The organism is Methylobacterium sp. CCH7-A2, from assembly GCF_001557075.1.
Lineage (GTDB): Bacteria > Pseudomonadota > Alphaproteobacteria > Rhizobiales > Beijerinckiaceae > Allobosea > Allobosea massiliensis.
Window position 1 is genome coordinate 96,937 of sequence record NZ_LSKN01000069.1, and the last position, 23,222, is coordinate 120,158.

A 23,222-nucleotide genomic window follows, 5' to 3' on the forward strand; every position below is an offset into this window, starting at 1 on the left:
GCTCCCGTCAATTCGTCGGGACGGGGGTGATGACGTCGCCGTCGCGCACGAAGGTGCCGGCGCGCGCCACCACCGTCTCGCCCTCGGCGATGCCGGAGACGATTTCGGCGCGCCCGCCGCCGATGAGCCCGAGCTTGACCGGCTTGGTCGTGACCTTGCCGTCCGTGACGCTCTGCACCGTCGCGCCCGAGCGGGCATAGGTGATCGCCGAGAGCGGCAGTGTGACGGCAGTCTTGCGCCCGGTCTCGATGACGCCGCGGGCGAAGGAGCCGATCGCGACCGGCGGGTTGCCGGTGAGCTCGACGCGGACCCGGCCGAGCCGCGAGGCCTTGTCGACCTCGGGGGCGATCAGCCGGATGGTGCCGGCGAGCGCCTGCGACGCTCCGGCCGGGGTCACCGCCACCGGCTGGCCGACCTTCAACCCCGGCAGCTCGACCTCGGCGACTTCGGCCTCCAGTTCGACCGCGCCGTCGGCGATGATCCGGAACAGCGGCTCCGACGCCGCCATGGCGGCGGTGCCGCCGAGCTTGGCGTTGCGGCGGCTGACGATGCCGCCCCGCGGCGCCTTGATCTCGGTGCGGCCGAGCTTGACCTCGATGTCGCGGCCCTGCGCCTTCGCCAAGGCGAGATCGGCCGTGGCGATGGCCAGCGCCTGATTGGCGGAGTTGACCCGGGCCCGTGCGGCACGTGCCGCGGCGGCGCGCTGGTCGAAGGTCTCGTTCGAGACGTTGCCGCTGCTGCGCAGTGTCTGGGTCCGCTCGAAATTGTTCTCGGCGGCGACGAGATTGGCCTGCGCCTCGCCGATCTGGGCATTGGCCTGGGCAATCGCCGCCTCCGCGCGGGCGATTTGCGCGTCGTTCTGGGTCTTCTGGACCTCGAGCGTGGTGCGCGAGAGCCGGGCGAGCACCTGGCCGGCGGACACTCGGTCACCCTCCTCGGCCAGCAGCGCGACAATGGCGAGCCCGTCGACCTCCGGCTGCACCAGCACCTCGTCGCGGGCGATCATCGAGCCTGAGACGACGACGCTCTGCACAATCTCGGAGAGACCGGCCTTGGTGACGGTGACGGAAGGCCCGGCCGACGGAGCTGCGGCGGGGGCCGGCGTCTGGGCCTGGGCGGGTGCGAGACCGGCGACCAGCAGCGACAGGGCGGCGATGCGCGCGAGCCTGGCGGACATGCGGGAGAGTTCCTGTTGAACGGGGGCGGTGGGTCGATGGGAGGCGGCAGCGCTCATGATACGTCGCCCGCATCGGAACGGAGCAGCACGCGGGCGAGGCCGCGCATCGCGACGAACAAGGTGTCGGCCGCCCCGGCGGCATCGAAGCCGGGATCGGTGGCGCGCCGGCAGAAGAAGCCGTCCGCCATCATGAAGATGGCCTGCAGGAAGCGGGCCTCGTCCAGATCGGCCGGCAGTTCCCCGTTGGCCTTGGCGCCGGCGATGGCTTCGGCCAGGCCGCCGACCACCGTCCCGTCGATGGCGGCGCACATGCGGGCCATCTCGGGATTGCGCGCGGCCTCGGCCCAGATCTGGATGCAGAGGATGGCCCGCTCGCGCGGCTCCTCGACGAGATGGCGGCGGCCGAGCGCCTCGAGCTGATCGAGCAGCGGGCCTTTCGCCGGGTCGAGGGCGGCGAAATCGGCTGCGATCTGCTGGCGGTCGCGCTCCGCCATGGCCGCAATGATGGCGTCCTTGGAGGCGAAGTAGCGGTAGAGATTGCCCGGGCTCATGCCGGCCTCGGCCGCGACATCCTGCATGGTGGCGGCGTGGAAACCGGCGCGCGCGAAGACGCTCTCCGCCGCATCGAGAATGCGGGTCCGGCGCTCGTTGGGTGCGCGCTCGGCGGGCAGGGCACTGACAGTGGGGGGCACAGGCGATCCCGGAAATGAGAATGAACGTTCATTCTCATGCCATTCACGGCTTCGTGAGTCAAGATTGGACGGGATCGGAAGGGAACGGCACTGTCACGCCAGGTGCGACATGCGGCCGGGGCAGCCGGGCCATGCCGCCGCCGGCTCACAAATTGCTTGCGCCGGAAGTCGGTCCCTCACAGTCTCCGTCGGCCCGACATCTCCGACCTGTCCGCTTTCTCCCGCCCATGGCCGCTGCCGAATCCGCGATGACTGCTGACGCCCCGACCGCGCGACCGCCCCGCCGCTCCGTGCCGCGACGACGCCCTCCGAGACCCGCTCCCAGGCCTGTCCTGATCGTCCTGCATCAAGAGCATTCGACGCCCGGGCGTGTCGGCCGCCTGCTGCAGGCGCGCGGCCATGCGCTCGATATCCGCAAGCCGCGCTATGGCGACCCGCTGCCGGAGACGATGCGCGATCATGCCGGCGCCGTGATCTTCGGCGGGCCGATGTCAGCCAATGACCCGGATGATTTCGTCAAGGCCGAGATCGACTGGATCAATATCTGCCTGAAGGAGGAGGCGCCCTATCTCGGGATCTGCCTGGGCGCGCAGATGCTGGCGCGGACGCTGGGTGGCCGGGTCTACACTCATCCGGAGGGGCGGGCCGAAGTCGGCTATTACGGGCTCGACCTCACCGATCATGGCCGCGCGCATGCGGTGGAGGCCGGCTTCGACTGGCCCGCCACCGTCTATCAATGGCATCGCGAGGGCTTCGATTGCCCGCCCGGTGCGGAGTGTCTCGCGACAGGCGGGGATTTTCCGATCCAGGCGATCCGCTCGGGGCCACGCGCCTATGGCGTGCAGTTTCACCCCGAGGTGACGCCGGCGATGATGTGCCGCTGGTCGGTGCGCGGGCATGAGCGGACCCTGATGCCGGGCGCGCAGCTGCGCCATCTGCATCTCGAGGGCTGGTATCAGCACGATCCGGCGATCCGCCGCTGGCTCGACGGCTTCCTCGACCATTGGCTCGCCGCAGAAACGGACCCCGCGTGACCCGTACAGCCTTCGTTCTCGGCGCCGGCATGGTCGGCGTCTCCTGCGCGCTCTCGCTCCAGAAGCGCGGCTTCGCGGTCACCCTGATCGACCGGCGCGAGCCCGGCCAGGAGACGTCCTATGGCAATGCCGGCGTGCTGGCGCGCTCCTCGATCGTGCCGCTCAACAATCCAGGCCTCTACGGCAAGATCACCAGCTATCTCGGCAACCGCCATCCGGCGCTGAACCTCGACTGGTCGCGCGCGCTCACCCGCCCCGGCTGGCTGCTGCGCTTCCTCTGGGAGGCGCGGGCCTCGAAGGCGGCCGCCCGCATCGCCGCGCTGGAATCGCTCACCGGCAGCACGGTGGAGCGGCACCGCGCGCTGATGGCGGAGGCGGGGGTGTCGCACCGCCTGCGCGAGACCGGCACGCTCAAGCTCTGGCGCACGGAAGCCGGCCATGCGGCGGCGCAGGCCGAGCATGACTTCCTGAAGGCCCATGGCATCGCCGCGCAGGTGCTCGACCGGCAGGGCATTTCGGGCGTCGAACCGGCGCTGAAGCCGATCTTCCATGCCGGGCTGCTCTGCCTGGAGAATGCCTCGGTGGATTCGCCGGGCGCCGTGACGCAGGCCTATGCCGAGCTCTTCCGGCAGCGCAGCGGCCGCATCGAGAAGGCGGACGCGCAGCGGCTGGAGCGCGGCGCTTCCGGCTGGCGGGTGGCGACGGCGCAGGGCGGCTTCGAGGCCGACATCGCCGTCGTCGCGCTCGGGCCCTGGAGCATGGATCTGCTGGCGCCGCTCGGGATCGACCCGAAGCTCGATGTCGAGCGCGGCTATCACCGGCATTTCAAGGCTGAGCCGGGAGCCCGGCTGTCGCGGCCGGTGTACGATGTCGACGCCGCCTATTTCATGGCGCCGATGGAGGAGGGCTATCGCGTCACCAGCGGCGTCGATCTCAGCCGCCGCGATGCGCCCGATAACCACCGCCAGATCGACCAGGTCACGGTGAGCGCGCAGGAAGCGTTTCCGCTGGAGGACGGCTTCGCGACCACCTGGCGCGGCGCGCGGCCGACCCTGCCGGATTCACTGCCGATGATCGGCGAGGCGCCGCGCCATCCCGGTCTCTGGCTCGCCTTCGGCAACCAGCATCTGGGGTTCTCGACCGGGCCGATCACCGGCGAGATCGTCGCCGCGCTGGTCTGCGGCGAGACGCCGCCGGTGGATCCGACGCCGTTCGCGCCGGGGCGGTATATCGGCTGAGTGTACAGGTCGGGCCGCGCCGTCATGCTCGCCCTTGTGGCGAGCATCCACGTCTTTCTCACAGGGCTCGACTGTCGAAGACGTGGATGGTCGGGACAAGCCCGACCATGACGGAAAGGGCGTGCCTTTTATTGAGACGACGTCCGTCGCGTCAGACGGCCGCGCTCGCGGATTTTTGGCGGCTCAGACCTGACGCGCGACCATCATCTTCTTGACCTCCGCGATCGCCTTGGCCGGGTTCAGACCCTTCGGGCAGGCGTTGGCGCAGTTCATGATGGTGTGGCAGCGATAGAGCCGGAAGGGGTCCTCGAGATTGTCGAGGCGCTCGCCGGTCTGCTCGTCGCGTGAGTCGATCAGCCAGCGATAGGCCTGCAGCAGGGCTGCCGGGCCGAGGTAGCGGTCGCCGTTCCACCAGTAGCTCGGGCAGGACGTCGTGCAGCAGGCGCAGAGGATGCACTCGTAGAGGCCGTCGAGCTTCTCGCGGTCCTCGCGGCCCTGCTTCCACTCTTTTTCGGGCGCCGGCGTCGTGGTCTGCAGCCAGGGCTCGATCGAGGCGTGCTGGGCATAGAACTGGGTCAGGTCCGGCACCAGGTCCTTGATCACCGGCATATGCGGCAGCGGGTAGATCGCGACACGGCCCTTGGAGCCGCATTCGTCGATGCCGGTGGTGCAGGCGAGCCCGTTCTTGCCGTCCATGTTCATGGCGCAGGAGCCGCAGATGCCCTCGCGGCAGGAGCGGCGGAAGGTCAGCGTCGGGTCGATCTTGGACTTGATCCAGATCAGCGCGTCGAGAACCATCGGCCCGCAATCCTCGCGGTCGACGAAATAGGTGTCGGTGCGCGGATTCTCGGTGTCGTCGGGGCTCCAGCGATAGACCTTGAACTCGGTCAGCTTGGCGGCCCCGGCCGGCTTCGGCCAGGTCTTACCCTCGACGAGGCGGGAGTTCTGCGGGAGTTTGAATTCGGCCATCTGTCAAATCGTCCTCAGTACACCCGCGCCTTGGGCTTGATGTACTCGATGTCGTTCGAGAGCGTGTAGGTGTGGACCGGGCGGTCGTCGAGCGTGACGGTGCGCTTCTCGTCGTCGATCCAGGACAGGGTGTGCTTCATCCAGTCCTTGTCGTCGCGGTTCGGATAGTCCTCGCGGGCATGGGCGCCGCGGCTCTCGGGGCGGTTCAGCGCCGAGTCCATGGTGACGACGGCCTGGGTGATCAGGTTGTCGAACTCCAGCGTCTCGATCAGGTCCGAGTTCCAGATCAGCGAGCGGTCCTTAGTGCCGATGTCGGTGATGCCGGCCCAGACCTCGTGGATGAGCTTGTGGCCCTCTTCCAGCGTCTCGCCGGTGCGGTAGACGGCGCAGTTGTCCTGCATCGTGCGCTGCATCCGGCCGCGCAGGTCGGCGGTCGGCGTGCCGCCTGCGGCGTTGCGGTACTTGTCGAGGCGCGACAGCGCGAGATCGGCCGAGTTCTTCGGCAGTTCGGGCTGCTTCTCGCCCGCCGTCACCGTGTCGGCGCAGCGCAGGCCGGCGGCGCGGCCGAACACCACGAGGTCGATCAGCGAGTTCGAGCCGAGGCGGTTGGCGCCGTGGACCGAGACGCAGGCCGCCTCGCCGATCGCCATCAGGCCGGGCACCACGGTGTCGGGATTGCCGTCGACCTTGGTCAGCACCTCGCCGTGGAAGTTCGTCGGGATGCCGCCCATGTTGTAATGGACCGTCGGCAGCACCGGGATCGGCTCGCGGGTGACGTCGACGCCGGCGAAGATCTTGGCGCTCTCGGAGATGCCGGGCAGGCGCTCGTGCAGGATCTTCGGGTCGAGATGGTCGAGATGCAGGTAGATGTGGTCCTTGTTCTTGCCGACGCCGCGGCCGCCGCGGATCTCCATCGTCATCGAGCGGGAGACGACGTCGCGCGAGGCGAGGTCCTTAGCCGAGGGGGCATAGCGCTCCATGAAGCGCTCGCCTTCCGAATTGGTGAGATAGCCGCCCTCGCCGCGGGCGCCCTCCGTGATCAGGCAGCCGGCGCCGTAGATGCCGGTCGGGTGGAACTGCACGAACTCCATGTCCTGCAGCGGCAGGCCGGCGCGCAGCACCATGCCGCCGCCGTCGCCGGTGCAGGTATGGGCCGAGGTCGCGGAGAAATAGGCGCGGCCATAGCCGCCGGTCGCCAGGATCGTCTGCTGCGAGCGGAAGCGGTGGATCGTGCCGTCGTCCATCTTCAGCGCGACCACGCCGCGGCAATGCCCGTCCTCATCCATGATGAGGTCGATGGCGAAATACTCGATGAAGAACTCGGTGTTGTAGCGCAGCGCCTGGCCATAGAGCGTGTGCAGCATGGCGTGGCCGGTGCGGTCGGCGGCGGCGCAGGTGCGCTGGGCCGGCGGACCCTCGCCGAATTCGGTGGTCATGCCGCCGAAGGGGCGCTGGTAGATCTTGCCGTCCTCGGTGCGCGAGAAGGGCACGCCCCAATGCTCGAGCTCATAGACGGCGGCCGGCGCGTTGCGGACGAGATACTCGATCGCGTCCTGGTCGCCGAGCCAGTCCGACCCCTTGACGGTGTCGTACATGTGCCACTGCCAGGTGTCCTTGCCCATATTGCCGAGCGAGGCGGCGACGCCGCCCTGGGCCGCGACGGTGTGCGAGCGGGTCGGGAACACCTTGGAGATGCAGGCCGTGCGCAGGCCGGCTTGCGAGCAGCCGACGGTGGCGCGCAGCCCGGCGCCGCCGGCGCCCACCACGACAACGTCGAAGGTGTGGTCGGTGATCGGATAGGCCTGGCCGGTATAGGCCGGGGCCTGTCGGGACTTGGTGATCGCCATCGGATCAGCCTCCAAAGGACAGCTTCAGCACCGCATAGGCGCAAGCCGCGCCGATCGCGATCGCGAAGAAGGTATTGGCCATTACGGCCGCGATCTTGGCGCCCTCACCATGGACATAGTCCTCGATGATGACCTGCATGCCGATGCGCATGTGCACGCAACCGGATACGACGAAAAGCAGCATCAGGATCGCCACCAGCGGGTGCGACAGAATGGCGAGCGCCGCCGGATAGGGCTTGCCGGCGAGCGAAATCACGATGCCGAGGAAGATCAGCGTCAGGACGAGGTTCGACACCGCCGTCATGCGCTGCAGCCAGAAATGGCCGGTGCCGGACTTGGCCGAGCCGAGGCCGCGGACGCGCGAAAGCGGGGTGCGGAGCGAGGAGTGGGACTGCATCGGCTCTCTCCTCAGCGCACGGCCAAAGCGACGATCCAGACGAGCAGGGTCAGCCCGCCCGAGAAGACCACGCTGTATTTCGCCAGGTTCATCCGGGTCTGCGGGTCGTAGCCCTTGCCCATGTCCCAGATGAAATGGCGCACGCCGCCGGCCATGTGGTGCAGCAGCACGAAGGAATAGCCGAACAGGACGAGGCGGCCGAACCAGGAGCCCGCGATCGCCTGCGCGGTGTCGAAGGCGGCCGGGCCCGAGGCGGCGGCGACGAGCCAGGCCGCGATGAGCACCGTGCCGGCATAGAGCGCGACGCCGGTGGCGCGATGGGCGATGGACATCGCCATCGTCCAGGACCAGCGATAGATCTGCAGATGCGGCGAGAGCGGACGCGCCGCCTGTTTGATCTCGGCCAAGATCGTTCTCCGTGGGAAACGCCCGGGGACGGGCCTATCCATTTGGGATCATTCTAGAGTGTCTGGCTGTCTATCGAAACCACTCCGCCGCTGCAATGCGGCATGACGACAGCGTGGTGACAGAATACAGAATCTGTCAGCGGTTACAGAATCGCTAACGCGGCAGCAGGGCCCAGTAGTCGAGATCGAGGATGACGTCGGGATCGTAGCCCTCGCCCGTCTTCAACGGGTGGTCGGCGCAGGGGCGGTTCTTGGTCGCGACCAGCCGCAGCCGCAGCGCGCCGACATCCTCGCGGCCGGGCAGCTCAGCCACTTCCAGCACCTCGCTCCAGGCGAAGACGGTGTCGCCGGCGAAGAGCGGCGCGACATGGCGCCCGCCGTTCAGCGCCGCGATGTGGAAGGCGTTGCCGAGCCCATTGAAGGAGAGCGCGCGGGCCAGGCTGATGACATGGCCGCCATAGATCAGGCGCTTGCCGAAGCGGGTGGAGCGGGCGCCGTGGCCATCGAAATGGACCTTGGCGGTGTTCTGGTAGAGCCGGGTCGCGATCTGGTGCTCGGCTTCTTCCACCGTCATGCCGTCGACATGGTCGATGCGTTCGCCCGGCGCGTAATCGCCCCAGCGGAAGCGGCTGCCGGCGAGCGCGTCGTCATAGGCCGAGAGATCGAGCGGCGGGCAGCCCTCGCCGAGTTCCTCCGGCAGCACCGCCTTGGGTAGCTCCGGCACCTGCTCGGCATGGGCCGGCGTGCCGGGCGTGCGTTTGCGCACCAGCACCCAGCGCGCATAGCTCAGCACGATCTCGCCATGCTGGTTGCGGCCGATCGAGCGAACATAGACGATGCCGGCATCGCCGGCCGAGGTCTGCTTCAGCCCGATCACCTCCGAGGTGGTCGAGAGCGTGTCGCCCGGAAAGACCGGCTTCAGGAAGCGTCCGTCGGCATAGCCGAGATTGGCGACCGCATTCACCGAGACGTCCGGAACCGTCTTGCCGAAGACGATGTGGAAAACGAGGAGGTCGTCGACCGGGGCCGTGGGATAGCCGATCGCCTGGGCGAAGGCATTCGAGGACTGCACCGCGAAACGCGGCCCGTAGAGCGCGGTGTAGAGCGAGACGTCGCCGGCCGTGACCGTGCGCGGCGTCGCATGGACGATCACGTCACCGAGGTGGAAATCCTCGAAGAAGCGCCCGGCGCTGGTCTTCGGGACGGGGTTCTGGGTCGATCCGGGCATGGGCTCGCTCGCTGGCTGCGCGCGATTGTGCGCTGCGATGGGCGGCGCCGTCCAGCCCGCGCGGATGCGACGAAGGGCGGGGCACGGTCGTTCAAGCCCTTGGCCCTTATCCTGAGGAGCCGCGTCAGCGGCGTCTCGAAGGATGCGTCAGCAGGCTCCGGAACGATCTGGAGCATCCTTCGAGACGCGCTCTGCGAGCGCTCCTCAGGATGAGGGCTGAGCGAAACGCTGGCTCGGGCCTGCAGCGCGCCCCGGAAAGGACGGCAGAGGCGCACCGGGCGCCTCAGATATACTGCCCGTGGCAGTGCTTGTACTTCTTGCCCGAGCCGCAGGGGCAGGGCTCGTTGCGGCCGACCTTGCCCCAGCTCGCGGGGTCGGCCGGGTTGCGCTCGAGCACGGCCGTATCGGCCTCCAGCGCGGCGAACTGCATCCCGCCCGGGCCGTAGCCGCCGAAGGGCGGCGGCAGCGTGTCCTGCGCCGGCGGGGCGGTGTCCTCGGGCTGCTCGAAGCGGACTTCGATGCGCATCAGATTGCCGGTCACCTGCTCGCGCAGGCGGCCGATCAGCCCGTCGAACAGCTCGAAGGCCTCCTGCTTGTACTCGTTCAGCGGGTCGCGCTGGGCATAGCCGCGCCAGCCGATGACCTGGCGCAGATGGTCGAGCGTGACCAGATGCTCGCGCCAGAGCGTGTCGAGCGTCTGCAGCAGCACCTGCTTCTCGACATAGGTCATGACCTCGTCGGTGTTGCGGGCAATGCGGGCGGCATAATCCTCGTCGGCGATCTTGCGGATGCGCTCGCGCAGCTCGGCGTCGGCGATGCCTTCCTCCTTGGCCCATTCCTCGATCGGCAGGTCGAGATTGAGGAACTGCAGCACGCCCTCCTTGAGCGCGGCGGTGTCCCACTGCTCGGGATAGGCCTCTTCGGGGATGTGCCTCGTCACCAGATCGTCGGCGACGCCCTGGCGCATGTCGTCGATGGTCTCGCGCACGCTGGCCTGGCGCATGAAGTCGCGGCGCTGTTCGAAGACGACCTTGCGCTGGTCGTTCATGACGTCGTCGTATTTCAGGATGTTCTTGCGGATGTCGAAGTTGCGCGCCTCGACCTTTCCTTGCGCCTTCTCGACCGCCTTGTTGATCCAGGGATGGACGATCGCCTCGTCCTCCTTGAGGCCGAGCTTGGTCAGCATGCCGTCCATACGGTCCGAGCCGAAGATCCGCATCAGGTCGTCCTGCAGCGACAGGAAGAACTTGGAGCGGCCGGGGTCGCCCTGGCGGCCGGCGCGGCCGCGCAGCTGGTTGTCGATGCGGCGGCTCTCATGCCGCTCGGTGCCGACGATGTAGAGCCCGCCGGCCTTGAGGACCCGCTGCTTGAAATCGGCCACTTCGGCGCGGATGCGGGCGGCCTGCGCTTCGCGCTCGGGCCCTTCCTCCATGCCGGCGAGATCATGGGCGATCCGCATCTCGGCATTGCCGCCGAGCTGGATGTCGGTGCCGCGGCCGGCCATGTTGGTGGCGATGGTGATGGCGCCCGGCACGCCGGCCTGGGCGACGATATAGGCCTCCTGCTCGTGGAAGCGGGCGTTCAGCACGGCGAAGGCGCGCGAGGGCTTGCCCTGGCGGGCCGCCTCGTAGATCGGCTCCAGCGCCTTGGGATCGGTGAAATCGATCAGCTTGAAGCCGTCCTTCTCCAGCATCTCGGCGATCAGCTCGGAGCGCTCGATCGAGGTCGTGCCGACGAGCAGCGGCTGGCCGGCCTCCTGCGCCGCCTTGATCTCGCGGATCACGCCGCGGACCTTCTCCTCGAAGGTGCGGTAGACCTCGTCATCCTCGTCCTTGCGCGCGACCGGGACGTTGGTCGGGATCTCGACGACCTCGAGCTTGTAGATCTGGAAGAACTCGTCGGCCTCGGTCGCGGCCGTGCCGGTCATGCCGGCGAGCTTGGAATAGAGCCGGAAATAGTTCTGGAAGGTGATCGAGGCCAGCGTCGCGTTCTCGGGCTGGACGGTGACCCGCTCCTTGGCCTCGAGCGCCTGGTGGAGGCCTTCCGAATAGCGCCGCCCCGGCATCATGCGGCCGGTGAACTCGTCGATGATGACAACCTCGTCGCCGCGGACGATGTAGTCCTTGTCGCGCGTGAACAGGGTGTGGGCGCGCAGCGCCTGGTTGACGTGATGGACGAGGGTGACGTTCTGAGCGTCGTAGAGATCGCCCTCCTTGAGCAGCCCGGCCTCGCGCAGGAGCTCCTCGATATGCTCGTTGCCGGCCTCCGTCAGCGAGACCGCGCGCTGCTTCTCGTCGACCTCGTAATCGCCCTTCACCAAACCGGGCAGGACCTTGTCGATCGAGACATAGAGGTCCGACTTGTCGTCGAGCGGGCCGGAGATGATCAGCGGCGTGCGCGCCTCGTCGACCAGGATCGAGTCGACCTCGTCGACAATGGCGAAGTGGTGGCCGCGCTGGCTCATCTGCGCGACGTCATACTTCATGTTGTCGCGGAGATAATCGAAGCCGAATTCGTTGTTGGTGCCGTAGGTGATGTCGCAGGCATAGGCGCGCTGGCGCTCCTCGTCGTCGATGCCGTGGACGATGATGCCGACGCTGAGGCCGAGGAAGTTGTAGAGCTTCGCCATCCATTCCGCGTCGCGGCGGGCCAGGTAGTCGTTGACGGTGACGACGTGGACGCCCTTGCCTTCCAGCGCGTTGAGATAGGTCGGCAGGGTGGCAACCAAGGTCTTGCCCTCGCCGGTCTTCATCTCGGCGATGGCGCCCTCGTGCAGCACCATGCCGCCGATGAGCTGGACGTCGTAGGGCCGCTGGCCGAGCACGCGTTTGGCCGCCTCGCGCACGGTCGCGAAGGCCGGAACCAGCAGATCGTCGAGCTTGGCGCCCTTGGCGAGCTGCTCGCGGAAGGCGGCGGTCCGGGCCTGGAGCGCCTCGTCGCTCAGCGCCGAGACCTCCTTCTCCAGCGCGTTGATCGCGGCCACGCGGGAGCCGTAGCCCTTGACGCGCCGATCGTTCGACGAGCCGAAGAGTTTCTTTGCGAGCGCGCCAAGCATGGTCGGCCTTTCGGTGGTGTGGCTCCGGCGCCGCGCCGGCCTTGCGCCGCGTCCAGCCGGAACCTGAATTCTCAATGCGACGGCGTGTTTAGACGCGCGCGAAGGCGGGGTCCAGCATTGCCTTGCGGCGCCGCACGCCGTTGGCGCGCAGCGCGGTACGAACCCGCGCGGACCGCCCGGATGTAGGGTTGGCTGCGGGATCTTCCAAGTCCAGGCTCCGGCAGCCGGGGGAGTGCCGCAGCAAAGCTTCGTGAAGCGACGATGATGGCGCCTTTCGTGCCTTGCCTTTGCCGCGTTCAACTGGCAGTGCACCGGCGAACGCAAGGTTCGCTCTCATCCCCGCAAGAAGGCAGTTCCCATGAAGGTGTCTCGTCTCGGCATGGTTTCGCTCGGCCTCGTGCTGCTCGCGACGCCGGTCTTCGCGCAGGCGGACAAGGTCGTCGCCAAGGTCGACGGTATCGCCATCACCGAGCGCGAGATCGGACTCGCCACCGAGGATCTGGGCGAGCGCCTCGCGCAGCTCCCCGAGGAGCGCAAGCGCGACGAGGTCATCAACTATCTCGTCGATCTGAAGCTCGGCGCCCGCGCCGCGATCGCGGCCAAGACGGCCGAAGGGCCGGATTTCGCCGCCCGCCTCGCCTATTTCCGCGAGAAGGTGCTGCTCGACCAGTACCTGACCGCCGAGGGCAAGAAGGCCGCGACGCCGGAGGCGGCCAAGAAGCTCTATGACGAGACCACCAAGGCGATGGCTCCCGAAGAGGAGATCAATGCCCGCCATATCCTCGTCGAGGACGAGGCCCAGGCGAAGGCGGTGGCCGAGCGGCTGAAGAAGGGCGAGGATTTCGCCAAGGTCGCCGCCGAGCTCTCCAAGGATCCGGGCTCCGGCAAGGAGGGCGGTTCCCTCGGTTGGTTCACCAAGGACCGGATGGTGCCGGAATTCGCCGAGGCCGCCTTCAAGCTGAACAAGGGTCAGGTCTCGGAGCCGGTGAAGAGCCAGTTCGGCTGGCACGTCATCAAGCTCGAGGACAAGCGGACCAAGCCGCTGCCCGATTTCGCGATGGTGAAGCCGCAGATCGACCAGTATCTCGAGCGCAAGGCGCAGCAGGACATCATCCTGGCGCTGCGCGAGAAGGCCAAGGTCGAGCGTCTCGACCAGCCGGCCGCCCCCGCGACCCCGACGCCGGCCGAGCCGAAGAAGCCCTGAGGCCGGCTTCGGCCTTCTGATCGAGACCAATCAGGCCCGCGCCGCCGCGCGGGCCTTTTTCATGGCCTGGGGCACGCTCAGACCAGATCGTCGAGCTTCACGCGCAGCGCCCCGGCGATCTTCTTCATCGTCTGCAGCGTGCCCTCGCGCTTCCCGGTCTCGATCTGCGAGAGATAGGGCTGGGCGATGCCCGCCATCTCCGCCAGCGCGCTGACGGTCAGCCCGCGATGCTCTCGCCAGACCCGCACGAGGTTCTCGCCCGCGAGAATGCGATCGACCATGGCGGAGGGGACGAACTCCTCCTCGCCCGCGGCGAGACGGCGTTTGGCCTCGTCATAGGCCAGCACATCCTCGGCCATTTCGGCAGCGTCGCGCAGCCGCTCGAACGTCGCTTCCGGAACCACGATCATCCGCTCTCCGCCGGGTCGGACGATGACCTCGAATCCCTCATCCATATGCTGTCCTCCTCAGTCGTAGATGCGGCTTCGATGGCCGATATCGAGGATGTCGAGGACGGCGCCGTCCTCATCGAAGATGACGCGATAATCGCCGATCCGCAGGCGATAGCCGTCACGCCCCTGAAGCTTTCGGACATTCGTAGCCAGACTCGCGGGAGCCTCCGCATATTGTTCGATCTTGCCTCGGATGCGCGCCGCCGTCCCGATCGGTAGGGCGCGCAAGGCCCTCAATGCCTTCGTCTGGTAGACGATCCGCCGCATGTCGGAAACTATAGCATATCGCTATGGACAAGGAAACAGGTTGTGGGCCGACCTTGCCTTCGCGGCGCCCCTGCGGCACACGGGCCTCCCGCACAGGAGACGCCACCATGGCCGGCAAGGATGTTCCCGTTTCCCCGCTCGCGCCGAAGCGCCAGCCCAAGGTTCCGCCGGTCCCGGGCGTGCGCTTCGCCACCGCTGAAGCCGGCATCAAGTACAAGGGCCGCACCGATGTCTGGCTCGCCCTGCTCGACGAGGGCACGCAGGTCGCCGGCGTCTTCACCCGCTCGAAATGCCCCTCCGCGCCGGTCGACTGGTGCCGCGAGAACCTGAAGCAGGGCTCGGCGCGGGCGATTGTCGTCAACTCCGGCAATGCCAACGCCTTTACCGGCCTCAAAGGCCGCGATTCCGTGGCGCTGACGGCGAAGATCGCGGCCAAGGCCGCGGGCTGCAAGCCGCAAGAGGTCTTCATCGCCTCGACCGGCGTGATCGGCGAGCCCCTCGACGCCAGCAAGTTCGAGGGCGTGCTGGAAGCTTGCGCCAAGCGCGTCGCGGACGGCCCCTGGATCGACGCGGCCAAGGCGATCATGACGACCGACACCTTCCCCAAGGCGCTCTCGCGCAAGGCGAAGATCGACGGCCATGAGGTCGTTCTCGCCGGCATCGCCAAGGGCGCCGGCATGATCGCGCCCGACATGGCGACGATGCTCTCCTTCGTCTTCACGGATGCGCCGATCGCCGCGCCCGTGCTGCAGGCGCTGCTCTCCAAGGGGGTGAAGGGCTCCTTCAACGCCGTCACCGTCGACAGCGACACCTCGACCTCGGACACGCTGATGCTGTTCGCCACGGGCAAGGCGGCGGCGCGCGGCGTTCCCGCGATCACCGAGATCGGCGATGCCCGGTTGTCCGGCTTCAAGCGCGCGCTGAATTCGCTGCTGCTCGAACTCGCCCATCTCGTCTGCAAGGACGGCGAGGGCGCGCGCAAATTCGTCGAGGTGCGCGTCGCGGGCGCGGCCTCCTCGCGCTCGGCCAAGCGGGTCGCGCTCTCGATCGCCAATTCGCCGCTGGTCAAGACCGCGATCGCTGGCGAGGACGCCAATTGGGGCCGCGTCGTCATGGCCGTCGGCAAGGCTGGCGAACCGGCCGACCGCGACCGGCTCGACATCTCCTTCGGCGAGATCAAGGTCGCGCAGCAGGGGGCCCGCGCGCCGTCCTATGACGAGGCCGCCGTCTCCGCCTATATGAAGGGCGAGCACATCGTCATTACCGCCGATCTTGGCCTCGGTCGCGGCAAGGCCACGGTCTGGACCTGCGACCTGACCAAGGCCTATGTCGAGATCAACGGCGACTACCGGTCCTGAATGATCGAGCAGGCCCGCCCCAGCCCCAGCCGTGCCTTCGTCCTCGGGCATCTGCTGGTCTGCTCCTGCTTCTGGGGCTCGAGCTTCCTGTTCATCAAGCTGACGGGCGGCGCGATCTCGCCGCTCGCGCTCGCCGCGGGGCGCGGGCTGATCGGGGCGGCGGCGCTCGCCGCCTATGTCGCCTGGCTCGGCCAGAGCCCGATCCCGCGGCGCGACGAAATCCGGCACTGGCTGGTGCTCGGCACGACCAATGGCTGGGTGCCGAACGTCCTCGTCGCCTATGCGCTAGTGCAACTCGCCAGCGGCCCGGCCGCGATGATCCAGGCCGGCGGGCCGCTGGTGACGGCGATCTTCGCGCATTTCCTCTTCGCCGAGGAGCGGATGGGCCTGCGACGGCTGGCCGGCATCGGGCTCGGCATGGCCGGGGTCGCGCTGCTGATCGGCCCGCGCCTGATCGAGGGCGGCGGCACGGCGCTCGGCGTGCTCGCCATGGTCGGCGTCATGCTGGGCTACAGCATCGGCAATCTCTATGCCCGCGCCATCCCCGCCTCGGCCGGCGATCCGGCGCGGCTGGCGCTCGGGCAGCAGGTCGTCTCCGGACTCGTCGCGCTCGTGCTGACGCTGGTCTTCGCCGGTCCTGCCACCTTCGCCCCGATGGCCGATCATGTCCCGGCCATGCTGGCGCTCGGCCTGCTCGCCACGGCTGTGCCGATGGCGGTGTTCATGCGGCTGATCCGCGCCGCCGGGCCGACGCGGGCGGCGATGACGGGCTATCTCGTGCCGACGGTGGCGACGATCCTCGGCATCGTCGTGCTCGGGGAAACGCTGGAGTTGCGGCAGATCCTCGGCGGTTGCATCATCCTCGCCGGCGTCTTCCTGGTGACGACGTCGCAGCGTGCGGCCAAGTCTGCCTGAGGGGGCGAGCGGCATGAGGATCGGGCTGGGGATCGTTCTCGCCTTGGCGTTGTCGGGGTGCGTCGAGCGCAAGCCCGCGACCGTCGCCTTCTCCGTCGAGGAGGCGGCCTTCATCAGGAAGACCGGCACGACCGTCATCACCGGCCATGCCTTCCGCACCAAGCCGAGCGGCGTCGTCGTCAATGCGGCCGGGCAGCTGGTCCGCCTCGTCCCGGCCACGGCCTATGCCCGCGAGCGCTTCGCCAATTTCTACGGCACGCGCAAATTCGTGCCCCATCGCGACTATCCCCGCGACGACAACCCCGACCCCGCCTATGGCGACTACACCCGCACCACCAAGGCCGAGGCGAACGGGCGCTTCGTCTTCGAGAAGGTCGCGCCGGGCGACTATTTCGTGACGACGCAGGTGATCTGGGGCGACGAGGATGCGCTCTCGCGCGAGGGCGGCTCGGTCTATGACAGTGTCACCGTGACGGGTAAGGAGACGCAACCCCTGCACCTCATCCTCTCCGGCTACTGAGTCCCTCCGTGAAGCTTCTCCTCGTCGTCGCCTGCGCCCTGATCGATTCCGACAACCGCGTGCTGGTGGCCCAGCGGCCCGAGGGCAAGGCGCTGGCCGGGATGTGGGAGTTTCCGGGCGGCAAGCTGGAGCCGGGCGAGCGGCCCGAGCCGGCTCTGATCCGCGAGTTGTCCGAGGAGCTCGGCATCACGATCAAGGAGGAGTGCCTGGCGCCGCTGACCTTCGCCAGCTTCGCCTATCCCGAGTTCCACCTGCTGATGCCGCTCTATATCTGCCGTCGCTGGGAGGGGCAGGTCGCCTCGCGCGAGGCGCAGGCGCTGAAATGGGTCCGTCCGGCCAAGCTGCGGGAGCTGGCCATGCCGCCCGCCGACGAGCCGCTGATCCCGCATCTGATCGATCTGCTGGGGGCGTGAGCGGGCCTCAATAGCGTTCAGGCAGGCCGAGTTTCGCCCATTGGCTGCGGGGCACGGGATCGCCGACGCGAAACGCGAAGGCGACGACCGCCGCCTGATCGGGGCTGAGTTCGCAGCGGAAGTTCAGATCGTACCAGCGGCGCTTGCTGCGGAAGGCCGCGCCATCGGCGATGAGGGCGCGGCCAACCAGCTTCGTCGCTCCCTTTGCATAGGCCGTCACCCGGTCCGGCTCGAAATCGCTCTTCCAGGCATGGATCTGGCTCATCGCCTCCAGACCGCAGAGCTGCTCGGCGCGCTCGTCGGCCGCCAGAAGCGGCAGCGTTTCCCGCGCCTGACGGCTCAGGGGATGGGCGAGCGCCTCCGCCGCCATCATCCGGCTCGCCTTGACCATGCCGCCCGGCTCGGTGGGTGGCGCCGCTTCGATGGCCTCAGGCTGGGAGGGCGGCCCGCTTCGCGGCGCCGCGGCGGGGCCTTGCCGCGTCGTCGCAGCAAACTCGCTCGGCGTCAGCAATTCGACATCGACGCGGGTCTCGGCCTGAGGCGCCACCTCGAGCAACGGCCGGATCGACAGCGACCCGAGCGCCGCCAGGAGCAGGAGATGGAACAGGGTCGCGCCGGCCAAGGCGGGACGGTATGTCCCGATGCGCGCGCCCAACGCTCGCATTCACCACACCGGCAGGGTGAGGGCGGCCACCTTCGCGAGATCATGCGTGGACACCGGACGGCTCCGTCTTGCTTGCCGTTCGGCCAGCCGAAAGGCGCTGCAGAAATGGACGAATTTGCGGCGGGCGTGTCGGAACGGGGGCTTCTCCGTCGTTGCGAGCGCAGCGAAGCAATCCAGACGGGTTCGCTCGACGGCCCCTGTATTGCTTCGCTGCGCTCGCAATGACGGTCAGGCATCGTCGGGCGCTGGGACGGCCACGTCTCTCGCCAGCTGAAACCGCTCGAAGCGGTCCAGCTCGGTCTCGATCAGCGCCTTGCGCTCAGGGCTTTCCTGCCCTTCCAGCCAGGTCCATTGCTGGATCAGCAGCCGCCCCGCCTGGCGGTCGGTCTTGAGGTCGAGCACCGCCACGACCCTGTCGCCGATCAGCACGGGCAAGCCGAAATAGCCGAAGACGCGCTTCTCCTTCGGCAGATAGGCCTCGAAAGCATGGGCATAGCCGAAGAACAGCTTCAGCCGTTTGCGCTGGATGATCAGCGGGTCGAAGGGCGAGAGGATGTGGACGAGGTCGGGCTGCGGCGCCGCCGGTTCCTCCCCCTCGCGCGCCATCCAGTGCGGCACGGTCGAGTCTTCGATTTCGACCGGCATCAGCTCGCGGCGCTTCACGCGGGCCTCGATCAGCTCCGCCACCGCTGCCTTGGCGGGCGCATCGAGATGGCAGATCGAATCGAGGCTGACGACGCCTTGCGCGCGCAGCGCCCGGTCGAGCCTGTAGGCGGTGACCTGCCGTTCCGAGGCCAGCGTCGGGCGCCTGTCCCAGCCAAAATGCCGGTCTGTTAGCTCATAGGTCTTGAGCATGCCGGCGCGGGCCGAAATCACCAGGTCGCCATCGTAGAAGGCGCGCTCCAACAGCCCCTTGGAGGGCTTCTTGCTGGCCCAGAGATGCGCCTTCTCGACCAGCACATCGTTGTCGATGTCGCGGATGGTGAGCGGCCCGTCCTTTCGGATGCGGGCGAGCAGCCGGCGCGCTTCGACGCGCCCGCCGATGGCCGACCAGCGCCGCGGCTCGGCGCGATGCGCCTTCATCGCCCCGAGAAAGAAGCGGATGTCGCGCACCGGCACATAGGAGAGCGCGTGGGTCCAGTATTCGAAGACGCTTCTGTCGAGCGACTGGGCCTGCGCCAGATGCCCCCGCTCATAGGCGGGGATGCGGCTGAACAGGATGTGGTGGTGGCAGCGCTCGATGACGTTGATCGTGTCGATCTGGACATAGCCCAGATGCTCGACCGCCGCCTTCGTGGCCTGCGCCCCCGCACCGAAGGGCTGGCGGCTGTCGAGCCGCTGCGCCCGCAGCCAGAGGCGTCGCGCCTCTTCGCGCGAGAGGGTGATCGTCCTGGGCGGGCGGGGCGGCATGGCGTCAGAAGGCGTCAATTATGGTTAGCGCAGCGTAAACGCATGGTGCCGGGCGGCGCCCCGAAACGGAGCGAAACAGAGCCTAGACCGAGTCCTCCGGCCCTCTCAGCCCCGGCCGCGCGCGCTCGCCTGCGGCTTGACGCGGAGGTTGAGGAAATTGCGCAGCTCCGTCACGCGGCGGGTGTCATCCAGCACCTCGGCGTCGAGCCCATGGGCCCAGGCGAGGTCCTGGCGGCTCCTGTCGGCGTCGAGCGCACGCAGCTCCGACAGCCAGGTTTCGGCGGCGGCCTCGTCGCGCCGGAAGCCCTCCTCGACCAGGATCGGCACCATCCGCCCGAGGATCGAGGCGACTTGGCGCAACGGGAACTCGGGGTGGTACTGCACGCCCCAGAACACGCCGCCCTCATGGCGGATCTCGGCCGCCTGCACGTCGCTATAGGCGTTCGAGGCCAGGACGGTGGTGTCGCCGGGCGGCAGCACCACCGTGTCGAGATGGATCGCCGGCGCGTCGAAGGCGGCCGGGCGCCCGGCCAGCAGCGGATGGCTGCGGCCGGCCTCGTTGACCGTGATCCGCCGGGCGAAGCCGACCTCGCGCCCGCGCGGGTTGCGCGTCACGGTGCCGCCGGCCGCGACGGCGCCCATCTGGATCCCCCAGCACGAGCCGAAGCAGGGCGTGCTGCTGGCATAGATCGCGCGCATCAGTTCGATCTGGCGCGTCACCGCCGGTTCGAGCTCGTAGATGTGCAGGGCCGAGCCGGTGAGGACGATGCCGTCATAGGATTGCAGGCCCGCGCCATCCGGCAGATTGGCGCCCTCGTCGGCCGGCAGGCAGATGTCGGTCACCACGCCGGGCTCGATCGCGGCGATCTCGGCGGCATAGGCCTCGGCCGGCTGGGCACCGTAGCCAGCGGCATGGCTCTCGCGCTGGGCGCGGGTGTTGCCGTCCACGAAGAGCAGGCGGAGCGGGCGACGGACGACATCGAGCATGGGAGGAGCCGCGGGTGACTGTGGGTGAGGGATGCGCCGGGCGCCGGGCGCCACTGCGCCTCATCCCACATGACGCGAACCGCGCGCAAGGCTATTGCAGGAGCCCGTTTCCCGATCGGTTGACCGCTTGCCCGCGAACCAGACCCTCAAGCAGCGCCTCTGGGGCAATGCCTATCTGCTGCTCACCCTGACGACCCTGATGTGGGGCGGCAATGCCGTCGCGGGCCGCCTCGCGGTCGACGCCATCTCGCCGATGGCGCTGACCTCGCTGCGCTGGGTCGTGGTCTGCGCGGTGATGCCGGTGCTGCTGCGCCACCAGATCAGGGCGCATTGGCCGGTGCTGCGGGCGCATTGGAAGTTCGTCGTCGCGATGGGCACGGTCGGCTTCACCGCCTTCAACGCGCTGATGTATCTCGCGGCCTATTCGACGACGGCGATCAATATCGGCATTCTCCAGGGCTCCATTCCCGTCTTCGTGCTGATCGGCGCCTTCATTGCCTATCGTACGCCGATCGGCCCCGTTCAGGCGCTCGGCGTCCTCGTCACGCTGCTCGGGGTCGCCGTCGTCGCCAGCCGCGGCGACATCGCGGTGCTCCGGCAGTTCGCCTTCGCCCCGGGCGATCTCTTCATGATCATCGCCTGCACCTTCTATGCGGGCTACACGGTGGCGATCCGCTCGCGGCCCCAGGTGCCGGGACTGGTCTTCTTCTCCGCGCTGGCAATGGTCGCCTGCCTCGTCTCGCTGCCGCTGCTGGTGATCGAGATCGCGCAGGGCGCCTTCACGGTGAAGACGCCGCAGGGCTGGCTGATCCTGCTCTATGTCGCGATCGGCCCCTCGATCCTGTCGCAGCTCTTCTTCATGCGTGCGGTCGAGCTGATCGGCCCGGGCCGCGCCGGCGTCTTCGTCAATCTCGTGCCGGTCTTCGCGCCGATCCTCGCCGTGCTGATCCTCGGCGAGCAGCTCGCGCTCTATCACGGCGTCGCCCTGCTGCTCGTGCTCGGCGGCATCTTCATCGCCGAGCGGCTGGCCAAGCGCGTCTAGCGCAGCGCCGAGACCGCCAGCCGCGCCACCGCGGCATGGGCCGCCTCGCGCGCCTTCGCATCCGCTGTCGAGCCCGCGAGATAGACCGCAATGGCGAAGACGCGACCGTTCGGCAGGGTCACGAGCCCGATGTCGTTGGTCGCGTGGTTGATGCCGTCCATCGTCAGCCCGGCGCCGGTCTTGTGGGCGAAGCGCGCGCCTTGCGGCAGGCCGGCGCGGATGCGATCGGGGCCGCTCTTCGTTTCAAGGGTGATCCTGTCGATGAGGGCGCTGTGCGCCGGCTCGCGCAGCCAGTTGCCCTTGGCCTGCGCCTCGACGAAGGCGACGCTGGCCTCGGGCGTCGCGCTGTCACGGGGGTCCTTCAGGGCCGCCTGCAGGGCCGCCTTGCGCCTGGCCGGATCGAGCGCGGAGAGCCTGGCGCGATAGGCGGGTTCGTCGATGACATCCGACCAGCCGAATCCGGCCAAGCCGAAGACCTCCGGCTGGAACTGCCGCTCATAGCGATCGACCGAGATGCCGGTGATGCCGCCGGCCTTCAGCATGGCGGTGACCGCCCGCGGACCGCCGATCTCGCGCATCAGGATGTCGGCGGCGGTGTTGTCGCTCTCGCCGGCGGCGAGCGCGATCAGCTCCCGCACCGGATAGGCGTTGGCCTCGCCCTTGAACGCCTTGGCGAGCGGGCTGTGATAGAGCGAAAACTCGCTGCGCTTGATCGTGACCGGCTGGTCGAGCCTGAGCTTGCCGGCCTCGACCGCCTGCAGCGCCGCAATCGCCAGCGGCCATTTGAACACGCTCTGCATCGGAAAGCGCTCGCTGCCGCGATGCGACCAGAGCGAGCGATCCTTCAGATCGAGCAGGGCGACGCCGAGCCGGCCATTGGCGTCGCGCTCGATCGCGACGATCTCGCGCGAAAGCCTCGCCTTGTCCCAATCAGCGGCGGCCGGTGCCGGCGCGAGCCAAGGCGCGGCAGCGGCGCAGGCGAGGATGGCGGTGGTGATGAAGCGAGGCATCGGCGTCTCCCGTGAGCGGCGCGCACGGAAGACGGCGAATGGGGCGCCGGTTTGTCGAACCGGCGGCGGGTCTCAGCTCGCCTGCTTGACCGCGATGCCCTTGTCCGCGAGCAGCGCCTGCAGTTCGCCGGCCTGGAACATCTCGCGGGTGATGTCGCAGCCACCGATGAACTCGCCCTTGACGTAGAGCTGCGGGATCGTCGGCCAGTTGGAATAGGCTTTGATGCCCTCGCGGATCTCCTGATCCTCGAGCACGTTCACGCCTTTGAACGGCACGCCGACATAGGACAGGATCTGCACGACCTGCCCCGAGAAGCCGCACATCGGGAATTGCGGCGTGCCCTTCATGAAGAGCACCACATCGGCGGACTTCACCTCGGCATCGATGCGGGCATTGACGTCGGACATGAACGTATCTCCGGAGTTCAGTTCTGGCTCGCCAGAGCGTCCTGCTCGTTGAGGCGATGCACGATGCGAAGAATCTCGTTGGTCTGGGTCAGCATCCGGTTTTCGAGCAGGACGAGATCGCTCTTCACCTCACCGATATCGCGCTCCAGCCGTCCGAGGCGAACGTCGTGTCGCCCGAGCGTCTCGATGACGTGATCGAGCTTGCGGTCCATGCTGCGCAGAAGAACAAGCGTGTGGCTAGCGACAGTCGGATCGGGCTCGGCCATGGCGGCTGCTCCAGGGTTCGCCTCAAATATCAGGCGTCACCGTCGTCAGCGCAAGGGCGTGGAGGACGCCGCCCATGTTCCCCTGCAGGGCGGCATAGACCATCTGGTGCTGCTGCACCCGCGTCTTGCCCTTGAAGGCGGCCGAGATCACGGTCGCGGCGTAATGGTCGCCGTCGCCGGCGAGATCCTTGATCTCGACGATCGCATCCGGCAGCGCCGCCTTGATCATCGCCTCGATGTCGCGCGCATCCATCGCCATGGC

General features: G+C 68.2%; 25 protein-coding genes. 8 read left to right on the forward strand and 17 right to left on the reverse strand.

The features are described 5' to 3' along the window. Window positions 1-7: 7 nt before the first annotated feature. Entirely contained in the window at window positions 8-1,177 is a 1,170-nt protein-coding gene (locus AX750_RS05230) for an efflux RND transporter periplasmic adaptor subunit (protein WP_066723878.1), read from the reverse strand. A 53-nt stretch (window positions 1,178-1,230) separates the two neighbouring features. Next, window positions 1,231-1,869, reverse strand: a complete 639-nt coding sequence (locus AX750_RS05235; protein ID WP_066723876.1) for a TetR/AcrR family transcriptional regulator — start codon at window positions 1,867-1,869, stop codon at window positions 1,231-1,233. 248 nt (window positions 1,870-2,117) lie between these two features. Between AX750_RS05235 and AX750_RS05240 the strand changes: the two genes are divergently transcribed. After that, entirely contained in the window at window positions 2,118-2,903 is a 786-nt protein-coding gene (locus tag AX750_RS05240; protein ID WP_066724106.1) for a glutamine amidotransferase, read from the forward strand. Next, complete coding sequence (locus AX750_RS05245; RefSeq protein WP_245282311.1) at window positions 2,900-4,141, forward strand: FAD-binding oxidoreductase; 1,242 nt, start codon at window positions 2,900-2,902, stop codon at window positions 4,139-4,141. The genes AX750_RS05240 and AX750_RS05245 overlap by 4 nt, the downstream gene beginning before the upstream one ends. A gap of 183 nt (window positions 4,142-4,324) precedes the next feature. Here the strand turns inward: AX750_RS05245 and AX750_RS05250 are convergent, their stop codons facing one another. From AX750_RS05250 to secA, 6 genes are all read right to left on the reverse strand, one after another. After that, window positions 4,325-5,110 carry a succinate dehydrogenase iron-sulfur subunit gene (locus tag AX750_RS05250; RefSeq protein WP_066723873.1) on the reverse strand — a complete coding sequence of 262 codons (786 nt, stop codon included), beginning with the start codon at window positions 5,108-5,110 and terminating at the stop codon, window positions 4,325-4,327. A gap of 14 nt (window positions 5,111-5,124) precedes the next feature. Further along, entirely contained in the window at window positions 5,125-6,957 is a 1,833-nt protein-coding gene (gene sdhA, locus AX750_RS05255; RefSeq protein ID WP_066723870.1) for a succinate dehydrogenase flavoprotein subunit, read from the reverse strand. Window positions 6,958-6,961: 4 nt separating this feature from the next. Beyond that, entirely contained in the window at window positions 6,962-7,354 is a 393-nt protein-coding gene (gene sdhD / locus AX750_RS05260) for a succinate dehydrogenase, hydrophobic membrane anchor protein (RefSeq protein ID WP_066723867.1), read from the reverse strand. An 11-nt stretch (window positions 7,355-7,365) separates the two neighbouring features. Continuing rightward, on the reverse strand, window positions 7,366-7,761 hold the full coding sequence (sdhC, locus tag AX750_RS05265; RefSeq protein ID WP_066723864.1) for a succinate dehydrogenase, cytochrome b556 subunit: 396 nt from the start codon (window positions 7,759-7,761) through the stop codon (window positions 7,366-7,368). Between the two features lie 154 nt (window positions 7,762-7,915). Continuing rightward, on the reverse strand, window positions 7,916-8,989 hold the full coding sequence (locus AX750_RS05270; protein WP_066723861.1) for a MaoC family dehydratase: 1,074 nt from the start codon (window positions 8,987-8,989) through the stop codon (window positions 7,916-7,918). A gap of 283 nt (window positions 8,990-9,272) precedes the next feature. Next, complete coding sequence (gene secA / locus AX750_RS05275) at window positions 9,273-12,044, reverse strand: preprotein translocase subunit SecA (protein ID WP_066723858.1); 2,772 nt, start codon at window positions 12,042-12,044, stop codon at window positions 9,273-9,275. Between the two features lie 358 nt (window positions 12,045-12,402). On the opposite strand from secA, the gene AX750_RS05280 reads away from it, so the two are divergent. Beyond that, complete coding sequence (locus AX750_RS05280) at window positions 12,403-13,248, forward strand: peptidylprolyl isomerase (protein WP_066723856.1); 846 nt, start codon at window positions 12,403-12,405, stop codon at window positions 13,246-13,248. Window positions 13,249-13,325: 77 nt separating this feature from the next. Here AX750_RS05280 and AX750_RS05285 read toward each other — a convergent pair whose 3' ends face one another. Both AX750_RS05285 and AX750_RS05290 read right to left on the reverse strand, forming a co-directional pair. Further along, on the reverse strand, window positions 13,326-13,703 hold the full coding sequence (locus AX750_RS05285; RefSeq protein WP_066723853.1) for a helix-turn-helix transcriptional regulator: 378 nt from the start codon (window positions 13,701-13,703) through the stop codon (window positions 13,326-13,328). A 12-nt stretch (window positions 13,704-13,715) separates the two neighbouring features. Beyond that, window positions 13,716-13,967, reverse strand: coding sequence for a type II toxin-antitoxin system RelE/ParE family toxin (locus tag AX750_RS05290; protein ID WP_066723850.1), 252 nt, complete (start codon window positions 13,965-13,967; stop codon window positions 13,716-13,718). Between the two features lie 107 nt (window positions 13,968-14,074). On the opposite strand from AX750_RS05290, the gene argJ reads away from it, so the two are divergent. Genes argJ through mutT form a run of 4 tightly spaced genes read left to right on the forward strand, consistent with a single transcriptional unit; the run spans window position 14,075 to window position 17,173 of the window. Next, window positions 14,075-15,325 (forward strand): bifunctional glutamate N-acetyltransferase/amino-acid acetyltransferase ArgJ, encoded by a 1,251-nt coding sequence (gene argJ, locus AX750_RS05295; RefSeq protein ID WP_066723847.1) that lies wholly within the window; start codon window positions 14,075-14,077, stop codon window positions 15,323-15,325. Next, window positions 15,326-16,240 carry a DMT family transporter gene (locus tag AX750_RS05300; RefSeq protein ID WP_066723837.1) on the forward strand — a complete coding sequence of 305 codons (915 nt, stop codon included), beginning with the start codon at window positions 15,326-15,328 and terminating at the stop codon, window positions 16,238-16,240. Window positions 16,241-16,253: 13 nt separating this feature from the next. Next, complete coding sequence (locus AX750_RS05305) at window positions 16,254-16,760, forward strand: hypothetical protein (RefSeq protein ID WP_066723834.1); 507 nt, start codon at window positions 16,254-16,256, stop codon at window positions 16,758-16,760. Further along, window positions 16,757-17,173 (forward strand): 8-oxo-dGTP diphosphatase MutT, encoded by a 417-nt coding sequence (mutT, locus tag AX750_RS05310; protein ID WP_066723831.1) that lies wholly within the window; start codon window positions 16,757-16,759, stop codon window positions 17,171-17,173. The genes AX750_RS05305 and mutT overlap by 4 nt, the downstream gene beginning before the upstream one ends. A gap of 7 nt (window positions 17,174-17,180) precedes the next feature. Here the strand turns inward: mutT and AX750_RS26790 are convergent, their stop codons facing one another. The 3 genes from AX750_RS26790 to AX750_RS05325 form a co-directional block, all read right to left on the reverse strand. After that, window positions 17,181-17,795, reverse strand: a complete 615-nt coding sequence (locus AX750_RS26790) for a DUF930 domain-containing protein (RefSeq protein ID WP_245282312.1) — start codon at window positions 17,793-17,795, stop codon at window positions 17,181-17,183. Between the two features lie 270 nt (window positions 17,796-18,065). After that, window positions 18,066-19,247 (reverse strand): crosslink repair DNA glycosylase YcaQ family protein, encoded by a 1,182-nt coding sequence (locus tag AX750_RS05320; RefSeq protein ID WP_066723829.1) that lies wholly within the window; start codon window positions 19,245-19,247, stop codon window positions 18,066-18,068. A 105-nt stretch (window positions 19,248-19,352) separates the two neighbouring features. Further along, window positions 19,353-20,234, reverse strand: a complete 882-nt coding sequence (locus AX750_RS05325; protein ID WP_066717989.1) for a type 1 glutamine amidotransferase — start codon at window positions 20,232-20,234, stop codon at window positions 19,353-19,355. Window positions 20,235-20,361: 127 nt separating this feature from the next. Here AX750_RS05325 and AX750_RS05330 point away from each other — a divergent pair, with 127 nt between their 5' ends. Next, window positions 20,362-21,276, forward strand: coding sequence for a DMT family transporter (locus AX750_RS05330; protein ID WP_066717992.1), 915 nt, complete (start codon window positions 20,362-20,364; stop codon window positions 21,274-21,276). Here AX750_RS05330 and bla read toward each other — a convergent pair. The 4 genes from bla to AX750_RS05350 all read right to left on the reverse strand — a co-directional run bounded on the left by bla (window position 21,273) and on the right by AX750_RS05350 (window position 23,219). Further along, the gene (gene bla / locus AX750_RS05335; RefSeq protein ID WP_066717995.1) at window positions 21,273-22,286 is read right to left on the reverse strand and encodes a class A beta-lactamase; all 1,014 of its coding nucleotides are present in this window, start codon (window positions 22,284-22,286) and stop codon (window positions 21,273-21,275) included. The genes AX750_RS05330 and bla overlap by 4 nt on opposite strands. Before the next feature lie 72 nt (window positions 22,287-22,358). After that, window positions 22,359-22,694 (reverse strand): Grx4 family monothiol glutaredoxin, encoded by a 336-nt coding sequence (gene grxD / locus AX750_RS05340; RefSeq protein WP_066717997.1) that lies wholly within the window; start codon window positions 22,692-22,694, stop codon window positions 22,359-22,361. A gap of 17 nt (window positions 22,695-22,711) precedes the next feature. After that, the gene (locus tag AX750_RS05345; RefSeq protein ID WP_066717999.1) at window positions 22,712-22,960 is read right to left on the reverse strand and encodes a hypothetical protein; all 249 of its coding nucleotides are present in this window, start codon (window positions 22,958-22,960) and stop codon (window positions 22,712-22,714) included. Window positions 22,961-22,982: 22 nt separating this feature from the next. Then, window positions 22,983-23,219: a BolA family transcriptional regulator gene (locus AX750_RS05350; RefSeq protein WP_066718001.1), complete on the reverse strand. Its 237-nt coding sequence runs from the start codon at window positions 23,217-23,219 to the stop codon at window positions 22,983-22,985. Window positions 23,220-23,222 lie beyond the last annotated feature (3 nt).

Excerpts from the sequence above, each read along its gene's own strand:
- AX750_RS05230 (WP_066723878.1), bottom strand. The coding sequence starts at position 1,177 with ATGTCCGCCAGGCTCGCGCGCATCGCCGCCCTGTCGCTGCTGGTCGCC.
- AX750_RS05240 (WP_066724106.1), top strand. The coding sequence starts at position 2,118 with ATGACTGCTGACGCCCCGACCGCGCGACCGCCCCGCCGCTCCGTGCCG.
- AX750_RS05250 (WP_066723873.1), bottom strand. The coding sequence starts at position 5,110 with ATGGCCGAATTCAAACTCCCGCAGAACTCCCGCCTCGTCGAGGGTAAG.
- sdhA (WP_066723870.1), bottom strand. The coding sequence starts at position 6,957 with ATGGCGATCACCAAGTCCCGACAGGCCCCGGCCTATACCGGCCAGGCC.
- sdhD (WP_066723867.1), bottom strand. The coding sequence starts at position 7,354 with ATGCAGTCCCACTCCTCGCTCCGCACCCCGCTTTCGCGCGTCCGCGGC.
- AX750_RS05270 (WP_066723861.1), bottom strand. The coding sequence starts at position 8,989 with ATGCCCGGATCGACCCAGAACCCCGTCCCGAAGACCAGCGCCGGGCGC.
- secA (WP_066723858.1), bottom strand. The coding sequence starts at position 12,044 with ATGCTTGGCGCGCTCGCAAAGAAACTCTTCGGCTCGTCGAACGATCGG.
- AX750_RS05280 (WP_066723856.1), top strand. The coding sequence starts at position 12,403 with ATGAAGGTGTCTCGTCTCGGCATGGTTTCGCTCGGCCTCGTGCTGCTC.
- AX750_RS05285 (WP_066723853.1), bottom strand. The coding sequence starts at position 13,703 with ATGGATGAGGGATTCGAGGTCATCGTCCGACCCGGCGGAGAGCGGATG.
- AX750_RS05290 (WP_066723850.1), bottom strand. The coding sequence starts at position 13,967 with ATGCGGCGGATCGTCTACCAGACGAAGGCATTGAGGGCCTTGCGCGCC.
- argJ (WP_066723847.1), top strand. The coding sequence starts at position 14,075 with ATGGCCGGCAAGGATGTTCCCGTTTCCCCGCTCGCGCCGAAGCGCCAG.
- AX750_RS05300 (WP_066723837.1), top strand. The coding sequence starts at position 15,326 with ATGATCGAGCAGGCCCGCCCCAGCCCCAGCCGTGCCTTCGTCCTCGGG.
- AX750_RS05305 (WP_066723834.1), top strand. The coding sequence starts at position 16,254 with ATGAGGATCGGGCTGGGGATCGTTCTCGCCTTGGCGTTGTCGGGGTGC.
- AX750_RS05320 (WP_066723829.1), bottom strand. The coding sequence starts at position 19,247 with ATGCCGCCCCGCCCGCCCAGGACGATCACCCTCTCGCGCGAAGAGGCG.
- AX750_RS05325 (WP_066717989.1), bottom strand. The coding sequence starts at position 20,234 with ATGCTCGATGTCGTCCGTCGCCCGCTCCGCCTGCTCTTCGTGGACGGC.
- bla (WP_066717995.1), bottom strand. The coding sequence starts at position 22,286 with ATGCCTCGCTTCATCACCACCGCCATCCTCGCCTGCGCCGCTGCCGCG.
- grxD (WP_066717997.1), bottom strand. The coding sequence starts at position 22,694 with ATGTCCGACGTCAATGCCCGCATCGATGCCGAGGTGAAGTCCGCCGAT.
- AX750_RS05345 (WP_066717999.1), bottom strand. The coding sequence starts at position 22,960 with ATGGCCGAGCCCGATCCGACTGTCGCTAGCCACACGCTTGTTCTTCTG.
- AX750_RS05350 (WP_066718001.1), bottom strand. The coding sequence starts at position 23,219 with ATGGCGATGGATGCGCGCGACATCGAGGCGATGATCAAGGCGGCGCTG.